At 73.3% G+C, this 20950-nt stretch carries 17 protein-coding genes; 2 read left to right on the forward strand and 15 right to left on the reverse strand.

The window, feature by feature from the left end; all coding sequences use genetic code 11:
• From ABZW03_RS07525 to ABZW03_RS07585, 13 genes are all read right to left on the reverse strand, one after another.
• Positions 1-3085 (reverse strand): AAA family ATPase (locus ABZW03_RS07525; protein ID WP_355253561.1); only part of this gene is annotated, 3085 nt, incomplete at its 3' end.
• Between the two features lie 134 nt (positions 3086-3219).
• The gene (locus ABZW03_RS07530; RefSeq protein WP_355253563.1) at positions 3220-3378 is read right to left on the reverse strand and encodes a hypothetical protein; all 159 of its coding nucleotides are present in this window, start codon (positions 3376-3378) and stop codon (positions 3220-3222) included.
• A gap of 255 nt (positions 3379-3633) precedes the next feature.
• Positions 3634-5139 carry an Asp-tRNA(Asn)/Glu-tRNA(Gln) amidotransferase subunit GatB gene (gatB, locus tag ABZW03_RS07535; RefSeq protein ID WP_355253565.1) on the reverse strand — a complete coding sequence of 502 codons (1506 nt, stop codon included), beginning with the start codon at positions 5137-5139 and terminating at the stop codon, positions 3634-3636.
• 83 nt (positions 5140-5222) lie between these two features.
• A complete protein-coding gene (locus ABZW03_RS07540; protein WP_355253567.1) occupies positions 5223-5483 on the reverse strand; it encodes a hypothetical protein in 261 nt (86 codons plus the stop codon).
• Entirely contained in the window at positions 5480-6973 is a 1494-nt protein-coding gene (gene gatA / locus ABZW03_RS07545; protein ID WP_355253569.1) for an Asp-tRNA(Asn)/Glu-tRNA(Gln) amidotransferase subunit GatA, read from the reverse strand. The genes ABZW03_RS07540 and gatA overlap by 4 nt, the downstream gene beginning before the upstream one ends.
• 5 nt (positions 6974-6978) lie before the next feature.
• Complete coding sequence (gatC, locus tag ABZW03_RS07550) at positions 6979-7275, reverse strand: Asp-tRNA(Asn)/Glu-tRNA(Gln) amidotransferase subunit GatC (RefSeq protein ID WP_030057414.1); 297 nt, start codon at positions 7273-7275, stop codon at positions 6979-6981.
• A gap of 246 nt (positions 7276-7521) precedes the next feature.
• Positions 7522-9318 (reverse strand): bifunctional diguanylate cyclase/phosphodiesterase, encoded by a 1797-nt coding sequence (locus ABZW03_RS07555; protein ID WP_355253571.1) that lies wholly within the window; start codon positions 9316-9318, stop codon positions 7522-7524.
• 322 nt (positions 9319-9640) lie between these two features.
• Complete coding sequence (gene ligA / locus ABZW03_RS07560; protein ID WP_355253573.1) at positions 9641-11929, reverse strand: NAD-dependent DNA ligase LigA; 2289 nt, start codon at positions 11927-11929, stop codon at positions 9641-9643.
• Between the two features lie 19 nt (positions 11930-11948).
• Positions 11949-12959 carry a methionine synthase gene (locus tag ABZW03_RS07565; protein WP_355253575.1) on the reverse strand — a complete coding sequence of 337 codons (1011 nt, stop codon included), beginning with the start codon at positions 12957-12959 and terminating at the stop codon, positions 11949-11951.
• 96 nt (positions 12960-13055) lie between these two features.
• Complete coding sequence (locus ABZW03_RS07570) at positions 13056-13745, reverse strand: SDR family oxidoreductase (RefSeq protein ID WP_355253577.1); 690 nt, start codon at positions 13743-13745, stop codon at positions 13056-13058.
• A gap of 13 nt (positions 13746-13758) precedes the next feature.
• Positions 13759-14283 (reverse strand): TIGR00730 family Rossman fold protein, encoded by a 525-nt coding sequence (locus ABZW03_RS07575; RefSeq protein WP_355253579.1) that lies wholly within the window; start codon positions 14281-14283, stop codon positions 13759-13761.
• Positions 14284-14375: 92 nt separating this feature from the next.
• Entirely contained in the window at positions 14376-15512 is a 1137-nt protein-coding gene (gene mnmA, locus ABZW03_RS07580) for a tRNA 2-thiouridine(34) synthase MnmA (protein ID WP_355253581.1), read from the reverse strand.
• Between the two features lie 35 nt (positions 15513-15547).
• The gene (locus ABZW03_RS07585; protein WP_355253583.1) at positions 15548-16729 is read right to left on the reverse strand and encodes a cysteine desulfurase family protein; all 1182 of its coding nucleotides are present in this window, start codon (positions 16727-16729) and stop codon (positions 15548-15550) included.
• A 231-nt stretch (positions 16730-16960) separates the two neighbouring features.
• On the opposite strand from ABZW03_RS07585, the gene ABZW03_RS07590 reads away from it, so the two are divergent.
• Positions 16961-17737 (forward strand): IclR family transcriptional regulator, encoded by a 777-nt coding sequence (locus ABZW03_RS07590; RefSeq protein ID WP_355253585.1) that lies wholly within the window; start codon positions 16961-16963, stop codon positions 17735-17737.
• Here ABZW03_RS07590 and ABZW03_RS07595 read toward each other — a convergent pair.
• Complete coding sequence (locus ABZW03_RS07595) at positions 17643-18302, reverse strand: trimeric intracellular cation channel family protein (protein WP_355253587.1); 660 nt, start codon at positions 18300-18302, stop codon at positions 17643-17645. The two genes, ABZW03_RS07590 and ABZW03_RS07595, sit on opposite strands and share 95 nt — an antisense overlap.
• A 135-nt stretch (positions 18303-18437) precedes the next feature.
• Here ABZW03_RS07595 and ABZW03_RS07600 point away from each other — a divergent pair, with 135 nt between their 5' ends.
• A complete protein-coding gene (locus tag ABZW03_RS07600; RefSeq protein WP_355253589.1) occupies positions 18438-19793 on the forward strand; it encodes an acyltransferase in 1356 nt (451 codons plus the stop codon).
• A 62-nt stretch (positions 19794-19855) separates the two neighbouring features.
• On the opposite strand, the gene ABZW03_RS07605 is transcribed toward ABZW03_RS07600, so the two are convergent.
• A complete protein-coding gene (locus tag ABZW03_RS07605; RefSeq protein ID WP_355253591.1) occupies positions 19856-20920 on the reverse strand; it encodes a dipeptide ABC transporter ATP-binding protein in 1065 nt (354 codons plus the stop codon).
• Between the last annotated feature and the right edge of the window lie 30 nt (positions 20921-20950).

Consider the following 20950-nt stretch of genomic DNA (forward strand, 5'->3'; position numbering starts at 1 on the left):
CCGTGCCGTTGTACTCGGCGAGTGCCGCGTGCGACAGGACGTATTCGGTCGTCGCGAAGGACAGGTCGTCCGGGAACAGCCGCAGCCGGTGGGCGAGCGCGGCCGCCTCGCCCCGGCCGCCGACCGCGAGCTTGCCCAGGATGTTGGAGACGTGCACGCTCGCGGTCTTCGGAGAGATGTACAGCTCCTCGGCGATCTGCCGGTTGGTCCAGCCGCGCGCGAGCAGCCGGAGCACGTCCCGCTCGCGGGGGGTGAGGTTGAAGGAGTCCCCGGCGGCCGGGGCCGGCGCCGCGGCCGTCCGCTCGGCCGGGGCGAGGCTCAGCCCGGCCCGTTCGGCCAGCGCGGCGATCTGCCCGCCGAGCGGCCGGTCGCCCCGGGCGGCCGCCAGTTCGGCCGCCTCGCGCAGCAGTTCGGTGCCGGCCTCGCGCCGCCCGGCCTGCACCTCGGCCTCGCCGGCCCGCAGCAGGGCGAGCGCCAGGGGGTACGGCAGTCCGGTCGGGCGCAGCGCCTCGACCGCGGCGGCCCACCCCTGCGCGGTGTCCGCGCCCTCGGCGCGGGCGAGTTCGGCCTCCAGCAGCCGGGCCCAGCCGTGGTGCAGCGGTGCCCGGGGCCGCAGTTCGGCGTCGGCCGCGGCGATCGCGGCCAGCGCGTCGGCCCGGCCGGCCTCGGCCTGCGGCAGGCCCCGGCTGTCCGCCTCCACGGCGGCGGCCTCGGCCAGCAGCGGGTAGACGTCGGACTCGTGGCCGAGCCGGCCCTCCTCCGCCAGCGCGGTGAGCAGTTCGGCCCGGGCCTCCAGCGGCCGGCCGCCGAGCGCGGCGAGCCGCACCGCCAGCCGGCTGATCGGCAGGCTGTGCTGCGCCTGGCCGACCCGGTTCGCCGCCCGGGCCCGCGCCAGCATGGTCGCCGCGGTGGGCAGGTCCCCCTGGAGCAGGGCGAGTTCGCCGCGCATCCGGTCGTGGAACTCGGCGTGGATCCCGGCCGGGACGGCCAGCTCGCAGGCGGCGAGCACCTCGGCGGCCTCCCGGACCCGCCCGAGGTCGGCCAGCGCCTCGACCAGGTTGCCGGTCAGGATGGCGCCGATGTTGCGCTGCAGGCCGTTGCCGTCGGCGAACTCCAGGCCCTCGCGGGCCAGCCGGACGGCGTCCTCGGCCCGGCCCAGCCCGCGCTGCATGCTGGCCAGGTTGTTCAGGCCGCGCAGCAGCAGGTCGGGCACGCCCAGCGTGCGGGCCCGCTCGACCGCGCCGACGAGTTCGGCCAGCCCGCCCTCGGCGTCGCCGTGCACGTCGTAGCGCAGGCTGCCGAGGGTCATCCGGGCGTGCACCTCGACCGAGTGCGCGCCGACCTCGCGGGCGATCCGGATCGCCCGTTCGGCGAGTTCGAGGTGCTCGGGCCCGGGCTTCTTGAGCATCGCCGCGCCGGCGCCGAGCGCGAACACCTCGGCCTGCACGGCGGACGGCGGCAGCAGCTCCACCAGCCGCAGCGCGTGGCCGATCTCCTCCTCGTCACCGGAGCGGCGCAGGCTGCCGAGCATCCGGGCCCGGTTGATCCGGAACCAGGCCGAGCGCACCGGGTGCACCGTCTCGTCGACCAGCCGCAGCCCGCGCTTGGCCAGGCTCAGGCCGCGCTCGCGGTCGCCGCAGCGCCGGGCCGCGACCACTGCCTCGGCCAGCACGTCGACCAGCTGGATCCGGTCGCAGTCCGCGTCCTCGGGGTTGTGGTCGCAGGAGCCCGGCGGGTAGGTCTCGGCCCAGTCGTACGGGCGCAGGGTGTGCGCCAGCACCTCCTCGGAGACCAGGTCCCACAGCTCCAGGGCCCGTTCCAGCATGCCGAGTTGCTCGGCGAAGGCGTTGCGGCGGCGGGCCGCGCGGGCGGCGTCCAGGGCGGTCGGCAGGGCGCGGGCCGGATCGTGCGCGTGGTACCAGTAGTTGGCCAGCCGGGCGGGCAGCGCGTCGCCGGGGACGAGCTGCGGCTGGGCCTCCACGGCGAGCGCGAACTTGCGGTTGATCCGGTGCCGTTCGCCGGGCAGCAGGTCGTCCGAGACCGCCTCGCGGACCAGCGCGTGCCGGAACCGGTAGCCCTCGCCCTCGCTGTCCGGGCGCAGGATGTTGGCGCCGACGGCCGCCCGCAGCGCCTCGATCAGCGCCTCCTCGTCGTCGTCCAGGACGGCGGCCAGCAGGGCGTGCTCGACGTGCGAACCGCCCTCGGCGGCTATTCGCACCACCCGCTGGGCCTCCTCGTCCAGGCCCTCGACCCGCACCAGCAGGATGTCCCGCAGCGAGTCGGTCAGCCCGGCACCACAGCCGTCCTGGAACGCGGTGGCCAGCTCCTCGACGAAGAACGGGTTGCCCTCCGAGCGGCGGTGGATGCGGTCCACCAGCTGGCGGTCGGGGGCGGTGGTGCCGAGGATGCCGGCCAGCTGGGCGGCCACCTCGCGGCGGCCGAACCGGGCCAGCTCCAGCCGCTGGACGGTGCGCAGCCGCTCCAGCTCGGCCAGGAAGGGGCGCAGCGGGTGCCGGCGGTGCAGGTCGTCGGTGCGGTAGGTGGCGACCAGCAGCACCCGGGAGCGGTGCAGGGTGCGGACCAGGAAGGCGAGCAGTTCGCGGGTGGAGCGGTCGGACCAGTGCAGGTCCTCGACGGCGAGGACGAGGGTACGCTCCGCGCCGAGCCGCTCGAACAGCCTCGCGGTGTGCTCGAACAGCCGGGCCCGGCTGTACTCGTCGTTGGGTTCGCCGTCCACCTCGCCGAACTCGGAGAGCAGCAGCGCGAGGTGGCCCTCGCTGCCGGCCGCGGCGGCCCCCAGCTCGGCGCCCAGCGAGCGGTGCAGCCGGCGCAGCGCGGCGGCCAGCGGGGCGTACGGCAGGCCCTCGGCGCCGACCTCCAGACAGCTGCCGAGCGAGGTGACCGCGCCCTGGGCGGCGGCGCGCTCCAGGAACTCCTCCAGCAGCCGGGTCTTGCCGACGCCCGCCTCGCCGCCGATCAGGACGGACTGCGGGTTGCCGGAGCCCGCGCGGCGCAGCGCGTCGGTCAGCTCGGTGATCTCGCTGCCGCGGCCGACGAAGACGGGGCTGACCGATGTCTGCTGCATGGAGGCGAGCATGCCATAGCCGGTGGGGCGCGGGTCAGGGGTTATCTCCCCCGGCGAACGCCCGGAGGGGGAGACGCTCACTCGCAGCGTCTCCCCCTCCGGAGCTCCTTCGGCACCGTCCCGGTGCCGCACCGTCAGCATTCGGGCCGACGCACGGGGCGCCGCTCGAAGCGGGCGGCCACCGGGCGCTGCCGCAGGCGTCGGGCCTGCTTGGCCTCGCGGACCAGGCGCTCGTGCTCGGCGACGGCCGCGAGCTCGTGGGCCTGTTGCTGGAAGGTCTGGTACTCGATCATTTCGGGCTCCCCCTGGGCTTCCCTGCGTTTCGCTGACAGGTAAGAGCTTCCTCCGCCAGGTGGGGGTGCCGCATCGGGAGCGTGCCCGATGTTTCGGGGCCCGGATGCCTTAGATCGGGCCCCGGAGAAGGTTTAAGGCCCCGCCTCACCCAGATACATAGGTGAGACGGGGCCTTAGGCCTTACTTAGAGGGCCTTAGATGCCTTAGACGCCTTAGGAAGGCAGGCTTGACAGCCTAGGCAGCGCCCAGCCGCTCTAGGCGGCGCCCAGCTTCTCGAGGATCAGGTCCTTCACGCGGGCGGCGTCGGCCTGGCCGCGGGTGGCCTTCATGACCGCGCCGACCAGCGCGCCCACGGCCTGGACCTTGCCGTCGCGGATCTTGGCGGCGATCGCCTCGTTCTCGGCGATGGCCTGGTCGACGGCGGCGCCCAGCGCGGAGTCGTCCGAGACCACGGCCAGGCCGCGCTTCTCGACGATCTCGTCCGGCTCGCCCTCGCCGGCCAGCACGGCCTCGATGACCTGGCGGGCCAGCTTGTCGTTCAGCTTGCCCTCGGCGACCAGCGCGGTGACCCGGGCGACCTGCGCCGGGGTGATCGGCTGCTCGCTCAGCTCGGTGCCGGTCTCGTTGGCCCGGCGGGCCAGCTCGCCCATCCACCACTTGCGGGCCTGGTCGGCCGGGGCACCGGCCGCGATGGTCTCCTGGATCGGCGCCACCGCACCGGCGTTGAGGACGGACTGCATGTCCTTGTCGGACAGGCCCCACTCGGCCTGCAGCCGGGCGCGGCGCACCCGCGGCAGCTCGGGCAGGGCGGCGCGCAGCTCCTCGACCCACTCGCGGGCGGGGGCCACCGGCACCAGGTCCGGCTCGGGGAAGTAGCGGTAGTCCTCGGCGTTGTCCTTGATCCGGCCCGAGGTGGTGGTGCCGTTGTCCTCGTGGAAGTGGCGGGTCTCCTGGACGATGGTGCCGCCGTCGGTCAGCACCGTGGCGTGCCGCTGGATCTCGAACCGGGCGGCCCGCTCCACGCTGCGCAGCGAGTTGACGTTCTTGGTCTCCGAGCGGGTGCCGAAGGTCTCGGTGCCGTTCGGGCGCAGCGACAGGTTGACGTCGCAGCGCATCTGGCCCTTGTCCATCCGGGCCTCGGAGACGCCGAGCGAGCGGATGACCTCGCGCAGCTCGGCGACGTACGCCTTGGCGACCTCGGGGGCGCGCTCGCCGGCGCCCTCGATCGGCTTGGTGACGATCTCGATCAGCGGGATGCCGGCCCGGTTGTAGTCGAGCAGCGAGTGGGTGGCGCCGTGGATCCGGCCGGTCGCGCCGCCGACGTGGCTGGACTTGCCGGTGTCCTCCTCCATGTGGGCGCGCTCGATCTCCACGCGGAAGGTCGAGCCGTCCTCCAGCTGCACGTCGAGGTAGCCGTTGAAGGCGATCGGCTCGTCGTACTGCGAGGTCTGGAAGTTCTTGGGCATGTCCGGGTAGAAGTAGTTCTTCCGCGCGAACCGGCACCACTCGGCGATCTCGCAGTTCAGCGCCAGGCCGATCTTGACGGCCGACTCCACGCCGACCGCGTTGACCACCGGCAGCGAACCCGGCAGGCCCAGGCAGGTCGGGCAGGTCTGGCTGTTCGGCTCGGCACCCAGCTCGGTCGAGCAACCGCAGAACATCTTGGTCTTGGTGCCCAGCTCGACGTGGACCTCAAGGCCCATCACCGGGTCGTACGACGCGAGAGCGTCCTCGTAGGAGACCAGGTTCATGACGCTCACAGCGTCCCTTCTCACTTGAAGCTTGGGAGGTACGGGCCCGGCCGCCGCGTCGCGCGGGGCCGGGCCGGGGCGCACGGTTCGGCTCAGCCCAGCAGCACGTCGTCGGAGCCGAGCCGGCGCAGCTCGCGCACCAGCAGGGCGGTGCCGGTGACCAGCGCGGCCGCGCCGACCAGGGCGTTGACCAGCTTGAGGGTGTCGCTCTCGTCGCGGGCCTTGCGGACGTCCTTGGCGATGGAGATCGCGCCGAACGCGCTGGTGCCGATGGACAGCCACAGACCGGGCTTGCTGTGCTTGAAGCCCTTCAGCGAAGCGGACTGGGACTTCGCCTTCTCGATCTTGCTCACAGTGCCGGTGCCTCCTCCAGCAGGGTGTGCCCCCACTTGTCGTTGAGTGCGGCCTCGACGGCGCCGCCCACGCGGTACAGGCGGTCGTCCGCCATCGCGGGTGCGATGATCTGCAGGCCGACCGGGAGATTGTCCTCCGGGGCCAGGCCGACCGGCAGCGACATGGCCGCGTTGCCCGCCAGGTTGGACGGGATCGTGCACAGGTCGGCCAGGTACATCGCCATCGGGTCGTCGGCGCGCTCGCCGATCGGGAAGGCGGTGGTCGGCGTGGTCGGCGAGACCAGCACGTCCACGCCCGCGAAGGCCGCGTCGAAGTCGCGCGAGATGAGCGTGCGGACCTTCTGGGCCGAGCCGTAGTAGGCGTCGTAGTAGCCCGAGGACAGCGCGTAGGTGCCCAGGATGATGCGGCGCTTGACCTCGGGGCCGAAGCCGGCCTCGCGGGTCAGGGCGGTGACCTCCTCGGCCGAGCGGCTGCCGTCGTCGCCGACCCGCAGGCCGTAGCGCATGGCGTCGAAGCGGGCCAGGTTGGAGGAGCACTCCGACGGCGCGATCAGGTAGTACGCCGGCAGCGCCAGGGTGAAGGACGGGCAGGAGACCTCGACGACCTCGGCGCCCAGCTCGCGCAGCAGCTCCACCGACTCGTTGAAGCGCTGCATCACGCCGGCCTGGTAGCCCTCGCCGGCGAACTCCTTGACGACGCCGATCCGCATGCCGCGGATATCGCGCATCCTGGCGGCCTCGACCACGGCCGGGACCGGCGCGTCGATCGAGGTGGAGTCCAGCGGGTCGTGCCCGGCGATGGCCTCGTGCAGCAGCGCCGCGTCCAGCACGGTGCGGGCGCACGGGCCGCCCTGGTCCAGGCTGCTGGAGAACGCCACCAGGCCGTAGCGGGACACCGAGCCGTAGGTCGGCTTGACGCCGACGGTGCCGGTGACGGCGCCGGGCTGGCGGATCGAGCCGCCGGTGTCGGTGCCGATCGCCAGCGGGGCCTCGAAGGCAGCCAGCGCGGCGGCCGAACCGCCGCCGGAGCCGCCGGGGATGCGGGAGAGGTCCCACGGGTTGCCGGTCACGCCGTACGCGGAGTTCTCGGTGGAGGAGCCCATCGCGAACTCGTCCATGTTGGTCTTGCCGAGGATGACCACGTCCGCGTCCTTGAGACGGCTGGTCAGCGTGGCGTCGTACGGCGGGATCCAGCCCTCGAGCATCTTCGAGCCACAGGTGGTCGGGATGCCCTTGGTGGTGAAGACGTCCTTGAGCGCGAGCGGGACGCCGGCCAGCGGGCCCAGCTCCTCGCCCTTGGCGCGCTTCTCGTCGACGGCCCTGGCCGCGGCCAGCGCGCCCTCGGTGTCGACGTGCAGGAAGGCGTTGACCTTCTTGTCGACGGCGTCGATGCGGTCCAGGTGGGCCTGCGCGACCTCGACGGCGGACACCTCGCCCTCGGCGATGGCGGCGGCGGTCTCGGCTGCGGTGAAACGGATCAGCTCGGTCATCTCGGTCAGTCCTCCCCGAGGATCTGCGGCACACGGAAACGCTGCTCCTCGGCGGCGGGGGCGCCGGACAGCGCCTGCTCCGGGGTGAGCGACGGCCGCACCTCGTCCGCACGCATGACGTTGGTCAGCGGCAGCGGGTGGGAGGTCGGCGGGACGTCCTGTCCGGCGACCTCGGAAACGCGGGCGACCGCGCCGATGATCACGTCGAGCTGCTCGGCGAAGTGGTCCAGCTCTTCGGGCTTCAGCTCAAGACGCGACAGCCGGGCGAGGTGGGCGACCTCCTCGCGCGTGATGCCAGGCATGCAGCGATCCTCAGGGTGAGTTCTGGTGAGACCCGGCGGTGCCTTGCGGGCGGTGCCGGGCCCGGGCAGGAGCAGCCGGGTTCGGCGCTCCGTCCTCGTGGTCTTTGGACCCCATCCTATGGGGCCCGTCCCGTACCCCGGCCAACGAGTGAGCCGCGGCGCCCGTCACCGGCCCGGCCGCGGCGTTCGGCGGACGTCGGCCGCGGGTCTCCGGCGGGTGCCGCTGCGGGTGCTACGGCGCGGGTGCTACTGCGGGCGGGGGCGGGCCCAGCCGCGCGGCTTGATCTCCATGTGCGCGGCCTGCACCACCTGGGCCACCGGCGGCAGCGTCGGCGGGATGACCGGCGGCCGGACCGGCGGGAGCGTCGGCGGCAGCGCCGGCGGCCGGACCGGCTGGGCGATCGGCTTGGCGCTCTGGACCGGCTGGAAGCCGGCGTGCAGCTGGGGCGGCACGCCGCAGCGCTCCATCGGCGGGGCGCCGGTGCGGTGCACCCGCAGCCAGGCGGTGGCCTGCTCGGCCGGCAGCGCGGCCGACACCAGCCAGCCCTGGACGGCGTCCACGCCCATGCAGTGCAGCCGCTCCCAGGTCTCGTCGTCCTCGACGCCCTCGGCGACCACGGTCAGGCCCAGCGAGTGGGCGAGCTCCACCGAGCAGCGGACCACCGCCGCGTCGTGGTCGTCGGCGACCATCCGGGAGACGAAGGAGCGGTCGATCTTCAGCTCGCCGACCGGCAGGCTGCGCAGCCGCACCAGCGAGGAGTGCCCGGTGCCGAAGTCGTCCAGGGACATCCCGACGCCGTAGCCGCGCAGCTCGGCCAGGGTGTCGGCGGCCCGCCGGGAGTCGTCCAGCAGCAGCCGCTCGGTGATCTCCAGCTGGAGCGCGTGGGCCGGCACCTGGTGGCGCACGAGGTGGCCGGCGACCCGCTGGGCGAAGCCGGGGTTGAGCACGTCGCGCGGCGAGACGTTGACCGCGACCTGCACCTGGAGGCCCTGGTCGCGCCAGTACGCGAGCTGGCCGACGGCCGCCTCCAGCACGTAGTCGGTGAGCCGGGGCATCAGGCCGCTGGACTCGGCGAGGCCGACGAACTCGTCCGGCGACACCTTCCCCTGGCCCGGCCGCTCCCAGCGCAGCAGCGCCTCCAGGCCGACCACCCGGCCGTCGAAGGCCACCTTCGGCTGGTAGTGCAGCTGCACCTCGCCGGTCTCCAGCGCCCGGCGCAGGTCCCCCAGCAGCCCGATCCGGTACGGGGTGTCGGCGTCCTGGGTCTCGTCGTACTGGGCCACGCCGCTGCACCCGCGCTGGGCGTGGCCCATCGCGACGTCGGCGCGGCGCAGCAGCGACTCGGCGTCCTGGGCGTGCTGGGGGTAGACGCAGACGCCGCCGCTGGCCTCCAGGACGAGCAGCAGCCCGTCCAGCCGGATCGGGGCGGCCAGTTCGGCGATCAGCGCCTTGGCGACCCGCTCCAGGCTGTCCGGGCAGTTGATGCCGGGCAGCAGGACGGCGAACTCGTCGCCGCCCATCCTGGCGACCATCGGGCGGCCGCGGCGGTAGTGCCGGGGGAGCCCGGCGAAGACGTCGTCGATGGACTCCCGGGTGGCGCTGCCGGCCGGGCCGCCGGAGCGCAGGGCGCGGTGCAGCCGGCGGGCGATGTGAACCAGCAGCCGGTCACCGGCCGTATGACCGAGTGTGTCGTTGAGTGACCGGAAGCGATCGAGGTCGAGCAGGATGAGACCGACGCTGTAGCCCTGTTCACACTCCGCGATCGCCTCCTGGGCGGCCAGCAGCAGGGCCTGACGGTTGGGCAGATCCGTCAGCGGGTCGGTCAGTTGGTCGCGGGCGCGGTCCCGGGCGATCCGCCAGGCCGCCACCAGCACCGCCAGGGGCACGGCGAACAGCGGCAGCAACTCGGGTTCGTACCGGTAGACCAGGACGGCCAGCGGGATGAGCGGCGCGGCTCCGGCCAGCAGCACGCCGAGCAGCAGGACCGCACCCGCCACCCCCTGCGGCGGGCGTGTCGGCGCACCGCCGGTCGTACGATCCATAAGCCCTGTCCTCCGTCGGGCCCGCCCCGTCAGGCCGCCTTACGGTGAGGCACCGTGCCGGTACCGACAGCTGCCGGGCATGGAGCGACCCCGAGGAGCACCGGCCCAGCCGGTGCCCCCACCCCTGCTGACACTCTGTTGCGCTCCAGGGTATGCCGGGGTCCACCCGGTGGGCAGACTTTCGGACAACCGGAAACGCGCCACCGCGCCCGGGTGTCGCACAGTGACACAATGCCCGCTTTCACCGCACGGCACCCGGTGACGCTGCATCAGGACGATAACAACAACGATCCGGTCATCGTCCGATCGGGTCGGCTCCGGGTCAGTCCTCGACGGGCTCCTGCTTCGGCTCCCCGGCCTCCTCCGGCTCCGGAAGTCCCAGGTGGGCGCGGGCGGCGGACGGCCCGTCGGCGAGCAGGACGGCGAACCCGGCGTCGTCCAGGACCGGCAGTCCGAGCTGAACAGCCTTGTCGTACTTGGACCCAGGGTTGTCACCGGCGACCACAAAATCGGTCTTTTTCGAAACCGAACCGGTCACCTTCGCTCCGCGCGAGGTCAGCGCCTCCTTGGCGCCGTCCCGGGTGTGGCCGGCCAGCGTGCCGGTCACCACGACGGTCAGACCCTCCAGCGGGCGCTCCGCCTCCTCCTCGTCCGCGAACTCCTCGGTGAAGCGGACGCCGGCCGCCCTCCAGCTCTCCAGGATCTTCCGGTGCCACTCCTCCGCGTACCACTCCCTGATCGAGCGGGCGATGATCGGGCCGACCCCCTCGACGGCCGCCAGCTGCTCCTCGCTCGCCTCGAAGATCTTCTCCAGGTCGCGGAACTCCCGGGCCAGCGCCTGCGCGGCGACCGGGCCGACGTGCCGGATCGACAGACCGTTGACGAACCTCCAGAGCGGCCGGTCCTTCGCCGCGTCCAGGTTGTCGATCAGGGCCTGGAGCGACTTCTTCGGCTCGCCCTTGGTGGTGGCGAAGAAGAAGACCTCCTTCTCCTTGCCCGTCCGGTCGTCCAGCTTCGGCATGCCCGTCTTCGGGTCCCGGACCAGCACCTTGATCGGCAGCAGCTTCTCCGGCGTCAGCCCGAAGATGTCGGCCTCGTTGCGCACCGGCGCCTCGGCCGGCTCCAGCGGCTGGGTCAGCGCGGTGGCCGCGACGTAGCCGAGCCCCTCCACGTCCAGGCACTGCCGCCCGCCCAGGAAGGCGATCCGCTCCCGGATCTGGGCCGGGCAGAACCGGGCGTTGGGGCAGCGCAGATCGATGTCCCCCTCGGCCATCGGCCGCAGCTCGCTGCCGCACTCCGGGCAGTGCGAGGGCATCACGAAGGCCTGCTCGGTGCCGTCCCGCAGGTCGTAGACCGGGCCGAGGATCTCCGGGATCACGTCGCCGGCCTTGCGCAGCACGACCGTGTCGCCGAGCAGCACGTCCTTGGCCTTGACGACCTCCTGGTTGTGCAGCGTCGCGTACTGCACCATCGAGCCGGCCACCTTCACCGGCTCGGCCAGCACCGCGTACGGGGTGGCCCGGCCGGTGCGGCCGATGCCGACCTTGATCTCGGCGAGCCTGCCGGTGACCTCCTCCGGCGGGTACTTCCAGGCGATCGCCCAGCGCGGGGACTTGGAGGTGGCACCGAGCCGGCCCTGCAGGGCGATCTCGTCCACCTTGACGACCACGCCGTCGATCTCGTGCTCGACCGAGTGCCGCTGCTCGCCGAAGTGCTTGATGAAGGCCCGCACCTCGTCGAGCGTCCGCACCACCTCGTTGTGCCGGGCGGTGGGCAGGCCCCAGTCGTGCAGCAGCTGGTAGGCGTGCGACTGGTTGTCGATGTCGAAGCCGACCCGGGCGCCGATGCCGTGCACCACCATGCGCAGCGGGCGGGAGGCGGTGACGTGCGGGTCCTTCTGGCGCAGCGAACCGGCGGCGGCGTTGCGGGGGTTCATGAACAGCCGGATCATCGCCCGGGGCCGCTTGCCCTCCTTGGCGCGCTCCTCGTTCTCCTGCCGGCGGCGCTCGTTCTCCTCCGCGAAGGAGGCGTTGAGCGCGTCGAAGGCCTCGGTCGGGAAGTAGACCTCGCCGCGGATCTCGACCAGCTCGGGGACGTTCTCGCCCTTGAGCCGGTGCGGGATCTCCTTGATGGTGCGGACGTTGGGGGTGATGTCCTCGCCGACCCGGCCGTCGCCGCGCGTCGCCGCCTGCGTCAACTGCCCGTTCTCGTAGGTGAGGTTGACGGCCAGGCCGTCCACCTTGAGCTCGCACAGGTAGTGGTAGTCGATGCCGTGCAGCTCGGTGGCGACCCGCTCGGCCCAGGCGGCCAGCTCCTCGTCGTCCATCGCGTTGTCCAGGCTGAGCAGCCGCTCGCGGTGCTCGACCTCGGCGAACAGCGCGGTGGGGGCACCGCCGACCCGCTGGGTCGGCGAGTCCGGGGTGACCAGGGCCGGGTGCTCGGCCTCCAGCCCCTCCAGCTCCCGCATCAGCGCGTCGAACTCGGCGTCGCTGACGACCGGAGCGTCCTGCTCGTAGTACCGGGCGCGGTGATCGGTGATCTCCTTCGCCAGCTCGGCGTGCCGCCTGCGCACCTCCGCCGGGACGTCCTCCCAGCCCTCGACAGCCGTCACCGCAAGCCCTCCTACGTTCTCATTCCGGGTTGTCCACCAGGCTCTGCGCCGCCCGCACCGCGGACGACAGCGCCCTGCGCGCGTACGCCGGGGAGGCCCCGGCCAGCCCGCAGGTCGGCGTCACCAGCACGCGACGGCCCAGCAGCTCCGGGGCGAACCCGAGCCTGCGCCACAAGGTCCTGACACCCTGGACACTACCGGCAGGGTCGGACACCGCCTGGTCAGTGGCGGGGACGACACCAGCGAGGATCGTGGTGCCGCCCTCGACGGCCTCGCCCAGGTCGTCGTCCTGGCGCTCGGTGAGGAGCGAGAAGTCCAGCGAGATCCCGGCGACCCCGGCGCGGCGCAGCAGCGGGACCGGGACGTCGGGGGCGCAGCTGTGCACGACGACGGGCGCGTCCAGACCGCGGATCACCTCGCGCAGCACCTCCTCGGCGACCTGCCGGTCGACGGCGCGCAGCCGCTGGAAGCCGCTGGCGGTCTTCACCGAGCCCGCCAGCACGGCGGGCAGCGAGGGCTCGTCGAGCTGGAGGACGACCTCCGCGCCGGGCACCCGCTTGCGGACGTCCGCGAGGTGGCGGCGCAGGCCCTCGGTGAGCGAGCCGGCGATGTCGCGGCAGGCGCCGGGGTCGGAGAGCGCCTTCTCGCCGTACTTGAGCTCGATGTTCGCCGCCAGCGTCCACGGGCCGACCGCCTGGACCTTGAGCGCGCCCTGGTAGCCCTGGGTGAACTCCTCCAGCGCGTCCAGGTCCTCGCCGAGCCAGGAGTGGGCCCGCCGGGTGTCCCGGCCGGGGCGGTCGGTGAACCGCCAGCCGCTGGGCTCGGTCTGCGCGAACAGTTCGACGAGGAGGCCGGCGCCGCGCCCGATCATGTCGGCGCCCGGCCCGCGCGCGGGCAGCTCGGGCAGGAACGGCAGGTGCTCCAGGGCGCCGGTGGAGGTCTTGGCGGCCTCCCGGGCGTCGGTGCCGGGCAGCGAGCCGACGCCGGTGGCGGCGCCGCGCAGGTCGGGGAAGGGGTGTGGGGTGCTCACCCGCCCGAGCCTACTCAGCCGGACGGCGCCCGCTCACCCGGACGGACCCCGGTGCGTGCGTGGGAAGTCGGCCGGGCCGACTTCCCACGCAAGCGGTCACCGCCCGGGGCGGACGGAGATGTCGGTGATCTCCGCGTCCCGGGAGGCGTCGAGGGCGGCGAGGATCGCCTTGACGACGGACTCGGGCTCGATCCAGCGCTCGGCGTCGTACGCCTTGCCCTCCTGCTGGTGCACCTTGACCTGCATCGCGGTGGCGGTGCGGCCAGGGTAGACGGAGGTGACCCGGACTCCGTTGGCGTGCTCCTCCTGGCGCAGCGCGTCGGCGAGCGCCTTCAGGCCGTGCTTGCTGGCCGCGTAGGAGGACCACTCGGCGTGGGCGTTGAGGCCGGCGCCGGAGTTGACGAAGACCACGTGGCCCTTGACCAGCCGGACGGACGGCAGCAGGAGCCGGGTCAGCTCGGCGGGGGCGATCAGGTTGACGTTGAGCGTCTCCTGCCAGGCCTTGGGGGTGAGGTCGCCGACCGTGCCCAGCTCGACCACGCCCGCGACGTGCAGCAGGGAGTCGAGCTCGACGGGCAGCTGCTGGTGGCCGAAGGCCCAGGAGAGCTTGCCCGGGTCGCCGAGGTCGCCGACGAGGGTGCGGGCGCCGGGGAAGCGCTCGCGCAGCTCGGCGGCCCGACGGGCGTCGCGGGCCAGCAGCCAGAGTTCGTCCCCGCGCTCGGCGAGCTTCTCGGCGAGGACGGCGCCGATGCCGGAGCCGGCGCCGGTGATCAGATGGGTAGCCATGGTGCCGATCCAATCAGGCCTTGAGCTGGGCGAACACCTCGGCGGGCGTGTCCGCGAAGGTGATCAGCTCGGCGAGCGGGCGCGGCAGGAGGCCCTCGGCGTCCATCCGCTCCAGCTGGGTGCGCAGGCCCGCGTAGAAGCCCTCGGTGTCCAGGACGACCACCGGCTTGTCGAACATGCCGTGCTTCTTGAGCTCCAGCACCTCGGTCACCTCGTCCAGCGTGCCCAGCCCGCCGACCAGCACGACGATCGCGTCCGCCCGCGAGGCCAGCTCCGCCTTGCGCTCCGCGAGGTCGGCGGTCCACACCAGCTCGTCGGCGCCCGGGTACGCCTTGTGCCTCAGCATCTCGACCATCACCCCGACGAGCCTGCCCCCGGAGGCCTTCACCTCGTCGGCCAGCAGCCCCATCAGCCCGGCGTTCGAGCCACCCCACACCAGGGTGTGCCCGCCCTCCCCCAGGAGCCGGGCGAATTCGGCGGCGGGGGCGGTGTAGCGGTCGTCGAGCGAGTACGCGGAGCAGAAGACGCAGATATTCATAATGTCGTCTGGTCTATCACGCCCCCGCTCCCGCTCCCGCCCCCACCACGTTTCCGGGCCCTACCCAAGGGCCCGACCCCCGTGACAGTCGCTCAGGCGGTGACGGCCGGGCGTTCCGTGGTGGCGATGGTGGCGGAGCCGACGACGCGGGTGCCGTCGTAGAGGACGACGGCCTGGCCGGGGGCGATGCCGCGGGCCGGGGTGTCGAGTTGGACGCGCAGTTCGCCGTCGACGACCGAGGCGTGCACCGGCACCTCCTCGCCGTGGGCGCGGAGCTGGGCGGTGTAGCGGCCGTCGGCGAGGGGCTCGGTGCCGCACCAGCGGGGGCGGATGGCCGTCAGCCCGGTGACGTCGAGGCCCTCCACCGGGCCGACCGTCACGGTGTTGTTCACCGGGGAGATGTCCAGCACGTAGCGCGGCTTGCCGTCGGCCGCCGGGCGGCCGATCCGCAGGCCCTTGCGCTGGCCGATGGTGAAGCCGTACGCGCCGTCGTGCTCGCCGAGCTTGGTGCCGTCCACGTCGAGGATGTCGCCCGGCGCGGTGCCGAGGTGCTTGGCCAGGAAGCCCTGGGTGTCGCCGTCGGCGATGAAGCAGATGTCGTGGCTGTCCGGCTTCTTGGCGACGGCCAGGCCCCGGCGCTCGGCCTCGGCCCGGATCTCCTCCTTGGTGGTGTCACCGAGCGGGAAGAGCGAGTGGGCGAGCTGCTCGGCGTCCAGCACGCCGAGCACGTAGGACTGGTCCTTGGCGCCGTCGACGGCCCGGTGCAGCTCGCGCGAGCCGTCCGGCAGGTCGACGATGCGGGCGTAGTGGCCGGTGCAGACGGCGTCGAAGCCCAGCGCGATCGCCTTGTCCAGCAGCGCCGCGAACTTGATCTTCTCGTTGCAGCGCAGGCACGGGTTGGGGGTGCGCCCGGCCGCGTACTCGGCGACGAAGTCGTCGATCACGTCCTCGCGGAAGCGCTCAGCGAGGTCCCAGACGTAGAACGGGATGCCGATCACGTCGGCCGCGCGCCAGGCGTCCCGGGAGTCCTCGATGGTGCAGCAGCCGCGCGCGCCGGTCCGGAAGGACTGCGGGTTGGCGGAGAGCGCCAGGTGGACGCCCGTCACCTCGTGCCCGGCTTCGACGGCACGGGCGGCGGCGACGGCGGAGTCGACTCCACCGGACATCGCCGCGAGGACGCGCAGACGGCCGGTGGAGGGAGTGGTCGGGGCACCCGGGAAGTCAGTCATGGTGACTACAAGCGTACGGGGCCCCCGTACATGCCCTACCGCCGCACCGACGCCAGCCCCGCGTTGCGCGCCCGCTGGACGACCGGCCCGATCGCCGCCGCCAGCGCCGCGACGTCCTCCCGCACCGAGGTGTGCCCGAGCGAGAACCGCAGCGAGGCGCGCGCCAGCAGCGGGTCCACGCCCATCGCGAGCAGCACGTGGCTGGGCTGCGGCACCCCGGCGGAGCAGGCGGAGCCCGTCGAGCACTCGATGCCGGCCGCGTCGAGCAGCATCAGCAGCGCGTCGCCCTCGCAGCCCGGGAAGGAGAAGTGTGCGTTGGCGGGCAGCCGGCCCTCGGCCGACGGGTCGCCGTTGTAGACCGCGTCCGGGACGGCGGCCAGCACGGCGGCCACCAGCTCGTCCCGCAGCGCACCCAGCGTGACCGCGTGCTCGGCCCGCCGTTCGACGGCGATCGCCGCGGCGGCCGCGAAGCCGGCCGCGCCGGGGGCGTCCAGGGTGCCGGAGCGCACGTCGCGCTCCTGCCCGCCGCCGTGCAGCAGCGGTACGGGCGTGGCTCCCCGGGAGAGCAGCAGCGCGCCGATGCCGAACGGGCCACCGATCTTGTGCCCGGTGACGGTGAGCGCGGTGAGCCCCGACTCGGCGAAGGAGACCGGGACCTGACCGAGCGCCTGCACCGCGTCGGCGTGCACCGGGATGCCGTACTCGGCCGCCACGGCGGTCAGTTCGCGCACCGGCTGGACGGTGCCGACCTCGTTGTTGGCCCACATCACGGTGACCAGCGCGACCGAGGAGGGGTCACGCTCGATCGACGAGCGCAGCGCCTCCGGGTGCACCCGGCCCAGCGCGTCCACCGGCAGGTACTCGACCTCGGCGCCCTCGTGCTCGGCGAGCCAGTGCACCGCGTCCAGCACCGCGTGGTGCTCGACCGGGCTGCACAGCACCCGGGTGCGGGCCGGGTCGGCGTCCCGGCGGGCCCAGTACAGGCCCTTGACCGCCAGGTTGTCGGACTCGGTGCCGCCGCCGGTGAGCACGATCTCGCTGGGGCGGGCGCCCAGCGACTCGGCGAGCGATTCCCGGGACTCCTCGACCACCCGGCGGGCCCGGCGGCCGGCCGCGTGCAGGGCCGAGGCGTTGCCGACCACCCCCAGGTGCGCCGTCATCGCGGCGATCGCCTCGGGCAGCATCGGCGTGGTCGCCGCATGGTCCAGGTATGGCATAACCCTCCGATTGTAGAGCGCGCCGCCGTACGGCCCTCCGGGACTGCACCCCGATCCGGCCATCCCCCGCGAACCCCGGCCCGCGGACCCCCGGCCACGGCGGCGGACACGGCCAGGCCGCGGCGGCGGACGCACCGCTGCCGGACGGCCGCGTCCGGCACTGGTTTGTACCACTGAGCCACCCAGCGGTTAGCCTGACGCCACCAGTCAGCCGGATCCACGGGAAACGCCATGTCGCAGTCGGTCGACCGCGCGCTGACCCTGCTCGACGCACTCGGCGACGCGCCGCTCTCGCTGGAGCAGGCCGCCAGCAGCCTCGGGGTGCACAAGTCCACCGCCCTGCGGCTGCTGCGCACCCTGGAGGAGCACGGCTTCGCCCGCCGCCAGCCGGACCGGCGCTACCGGATCGGCGGCCGGGTGCTCTCGCTGGCCCACCGCGCGCTGGAGGACTTCGACGTCCGGCAGGTCGCCGCGCCGTACCTGGCCGCGCTCAACGCCCGCTGCGGCTACACCGTCCGGCTCGCCGTGCTGCACGACGGCGAGGTGCTCTACCTGGACGAGGTGGCCGGGCTGCCGGGTGCCGAGCCCTCCCGGCTCGGGCGCCGGGCCCCGGTGCACGGGACGGCGGTCGGCCGGGTGCTGCTCGCCGGACTGTCCGCGGACGGCGCCCGCGAGGAGGACCTGCCGGAGGAGCTGGCGGCGGTGCGCCGCCGGGGCTGGGCGGCCGAGTCCCGCGAGCACCGGGAGCCGGTCACCTGCGTGGCCGCGCCGGTCGCCGGCAGCGCCGGGCGGGCGGTCGCGGCCTGCGCGCTGAGCGCCCCGGCGAGCGAGGTGCCGCCCGCCGAACTGGCCCGGATGGTGCCGGAACTGCTCTGCACCGCCGAGGCGATCTCGCTCGCGTACGGCGGCTCGCCTACTCCTCGCTGGTGCGAGAACCGTTGCGGTGCCAGGCCCGCGGGGCACGCCAGCCGTACCTCAGGGCGAGCATCCGCAGCCCGAAGGCGGTGAGCGCGGCCGCGGTGCCGGTCAACCCGGTGAGGCGGTCCGCGGCGATCAGCAGCGCGACCACGGTGGCGCCGACCAGCGCCGGGACGGCGTAGATCTCCCGGTCCCAGCGCAGCAGCGAGGGGATCTCCCCGGCCAGCACGTCGCGGATCACGCCGCCGCCGGCCGCGGTCACCATGCCGAGCGCGATCGCCGCGACCGCGCCGAGCCCGAAGTCGTGCGCCTTGGCGGTGCCGGTCACGCAGAACAGCCCGAGCCCGAGCGCGTCCAGGGTCTGCACCGCCCGGTTGATCCGCTCGACCTCCGGGTGCAGGAAGAACACCACCAGCGCGGCGGCCAGCGGGGTCACGAAGTAGCCGAGATTGGTGAACGCGGCGACCGGGGTGGCGCCGATCACCAGGTCGCGCATCACCCCGCCGCCCAGGGCGGTGACCTCCGCCAGGACACAGATGCCGAAGATGTCCATGTTCTTGCGGACGGCGAGCAGGCCCCCGGAGAGGGCGAAGACGAAGATGCCGACGAGGTCCAGCGACTGCTGCACGTCGGACGGGAAGAGCTGGGATGTCACCGTCCATGTGTACCCGATTCGCCCGGATGATCCGGTCGGCGGTCACGGTGCGGACACGAACGCCCGTCCGGAGCGCGGCCGGCCGCGCGCGCCGTACGGGCCGTACCGCCCCCCGGATTCCGCTAGCCTCCGGCTGTGAAGCTCGTGAAGCCCCGGTCGGCACCGAACCAACCCAAGGCGCCGGCGACGTCTCCGGACTCCCCCGCCGCCCGGCTCGGCTGGCTCGACGCGCTGCGCGGCATCGCCGCCCTCGCCGTCGCCATGCACCACTTCGGGCTGCTCGACAAGATCCCGCACGCGGGCCGGGTGCCGCAGCACCTGGACCTCGGGTTCTTCGGCGTGATGCTGTTCTTCCTGGTCAGCGGCTACATCATCCCGGCCTCGCTGGAACGGCGCGGCGACGTCCGGGCGTTCTGGACCGGACGGCTGTTCCGGATCTACCCGGCGATCGTCGTCGCCGTCCTCGCGAGCCTGCTGGTGCTGCCCCGCAGCGGCCAGATCGTCCAGGGCTTCTCCTTCGAGCACCCGGTGCTGTCGCTCGCCGCCAACGGCCTGCTGCTCCAGGACCTGCTGGGGGTGCCCAGCACCCTCGGGGTGATGTGGTCGCTCACCTACGAGATGGTCTTCTACTACTTCGTTTCGGCACTTTTCGTGCGGGGCTGGCACCGGCACAGCGCGCCGATCACGATCGGCTTCGCCTCCGCCGCCCTGGTGCTCGGCACCTGGCTGCCGATCGGCGGCATCTCGGTGAACCTGCCGGCCACCCGGAACCTGGTGGCCGCCGCCGGGATCGTGGTGCTGATGGCGCTGGCCTGCATCGCCACCGCCCGCCCGGAGCTGACCCGTTGGGGCGCGCTGCTGCTCGGCGGCCTGGGCCTGGTGCTGATCACGGTGAACAACCGGACCACCGGCTTCGAGACCATGCTGATCTTCGCGACCATGTTCGCCGGCACCGTGCTGTACCGGCTGGAGCACGGCCAGCTCGACCGGCTCCCGGCCCTGCTCTGCTGCGCCTTCGTGATCGTCACCGGCGTCGCGGTCGGCTACCTCTACAACCGCGACACCGCGCTGTGGCACACCTGGACCCCGTCCTGGGAGTCCTTCTCGTCGGCCTACCTGGCCGCCTGGGCCCTGTTCGCGGCCGCCATGCTGCTGCGCCGCCGCCGCTTCCCGCGCTGGCTCAGCGGGCTCGGCACGATCAGCTTCTCGGTCTACCTGCTGCACGGCCCGCTGATGTTCTTCCTCGGCTGGAAGCTCCAGAGCTACCCGCCGATCGTCGGGCTGAAGGGGCAGGCGGCGCTCACCCTCGGGTACCTCGGGGCGCTCGTGGTGCTCGGGTACCTCTCCTACCGGCTGGTCGAGATCCCGTTCCAGCGGCTCGGCCGCCGGGTGGTGGCGGTGCTGAACCGGCGCTTCCCGGCGCCCGCCCCGACGCCGCTCGCCGCCGGCGCCCCGGCGCCACGCGAGCCGGAGCCGGCCACCGGAGCCTGAGCCCACACACGAAGAGGCCGCCCACCCCGGAACCCGGGTGGGCGGCCCCCTGCGTACGGACCTCAGGCCGAGGCGTCGTCCGGCGCGTTCCCCGGTGCGTTCTCGGGGAAGTGGCACGCCACCTGGTGCCCCGTCTTCAGCGCCGCCAGCGGCGGCTCCTGGCTCGCGCACACGTCCTGCGCCTTCCAGCACCGGGTGCGGAAGCGGCAGCCGCTGGGCGGGTTGATCGGCGAGGGGACGTCGCCCTTGAGCAGGATCCGCTCGCGGCCCGCGCGCTGGCGGCGGCGCGGGTCCGGAACGGGCACCGCGGACATCAGCGCGTTGGTGTACGGGTGCATCGGGCTGCGGTAGAGCGAGTCCCGGTCGGCGATCTCCACGATCTTGCCGAGGTACATCACCGCGACCCGGTCCGAGACGTGCCGGACCACCGAGAGGTCGTGCGCGATGATCAGGTAGGTCAGCCCGAGCTCCTGCTGGAGGTCGTCCAGCAGGTTGACGACCTGCGCCTGGATCGAGACGTCCAGCGCGGAGACCGGCTCGTCCGCGACGATCATCTTCGGCTTCAGCGCGAGCGCCCGGGCGATGCCGATGCGCTGGCGCTGGCCGCCGGAGAACTCGTGCGGGTACCGGTTGTAGTGCTCCGGGCTGAGCCCGCACAGCTCCAGCAGCTCCTGGACGGCCTTCTTGAGCCCGCCCGCCGGCACCGCGTTCTGCAGCTTGAACGGCGCGCCGACGATGGTGCCGACGGTGTGCCGGGGGTTCAGCGAGGAGTACGGGTCCTGGAAGATCATCTGGATGTCGCGGCGCAGCGGCCGCATCGCCCCGACGCCCAGGTGGGTGATGTCGGTGCCCTCGAACTCGACGGTGCCGCCGGTCGGTTCGTCGAGCCGGGTGACCAGTCGGCCCATGGTCGACTTGCCGCAGCCGGACTCGCCCACGACGCCCAGCGTCTCGCCGGCGTTGACCGTGAAGTCGATGCCGTCGACGGCCCGCACCGCGCCGGTCTGGCGCCGCAGCAGCCCGCTGCGGATCGGGAAGTGCCGGGTCAGGCCGCTCACCTTGAGCAGCGGCTCGCGCTCGGCGGCGGGGGCCGGCGACGGGGTCCCGGCCGTCTGAGTGTCCGTCATCGGTTCTCTCCAGGAAGGTGGTACGAGGCC

It is taken from the genome of Kitasatospora sp. NPDC004799 (genome assembly GCF_040609095.1).
Classification (GTDB): domain Bacteria; phylum Actinomycetota; class Actinomycetes; order Streptomycetales; family Streptomycetaceae; genus Kitasatospora.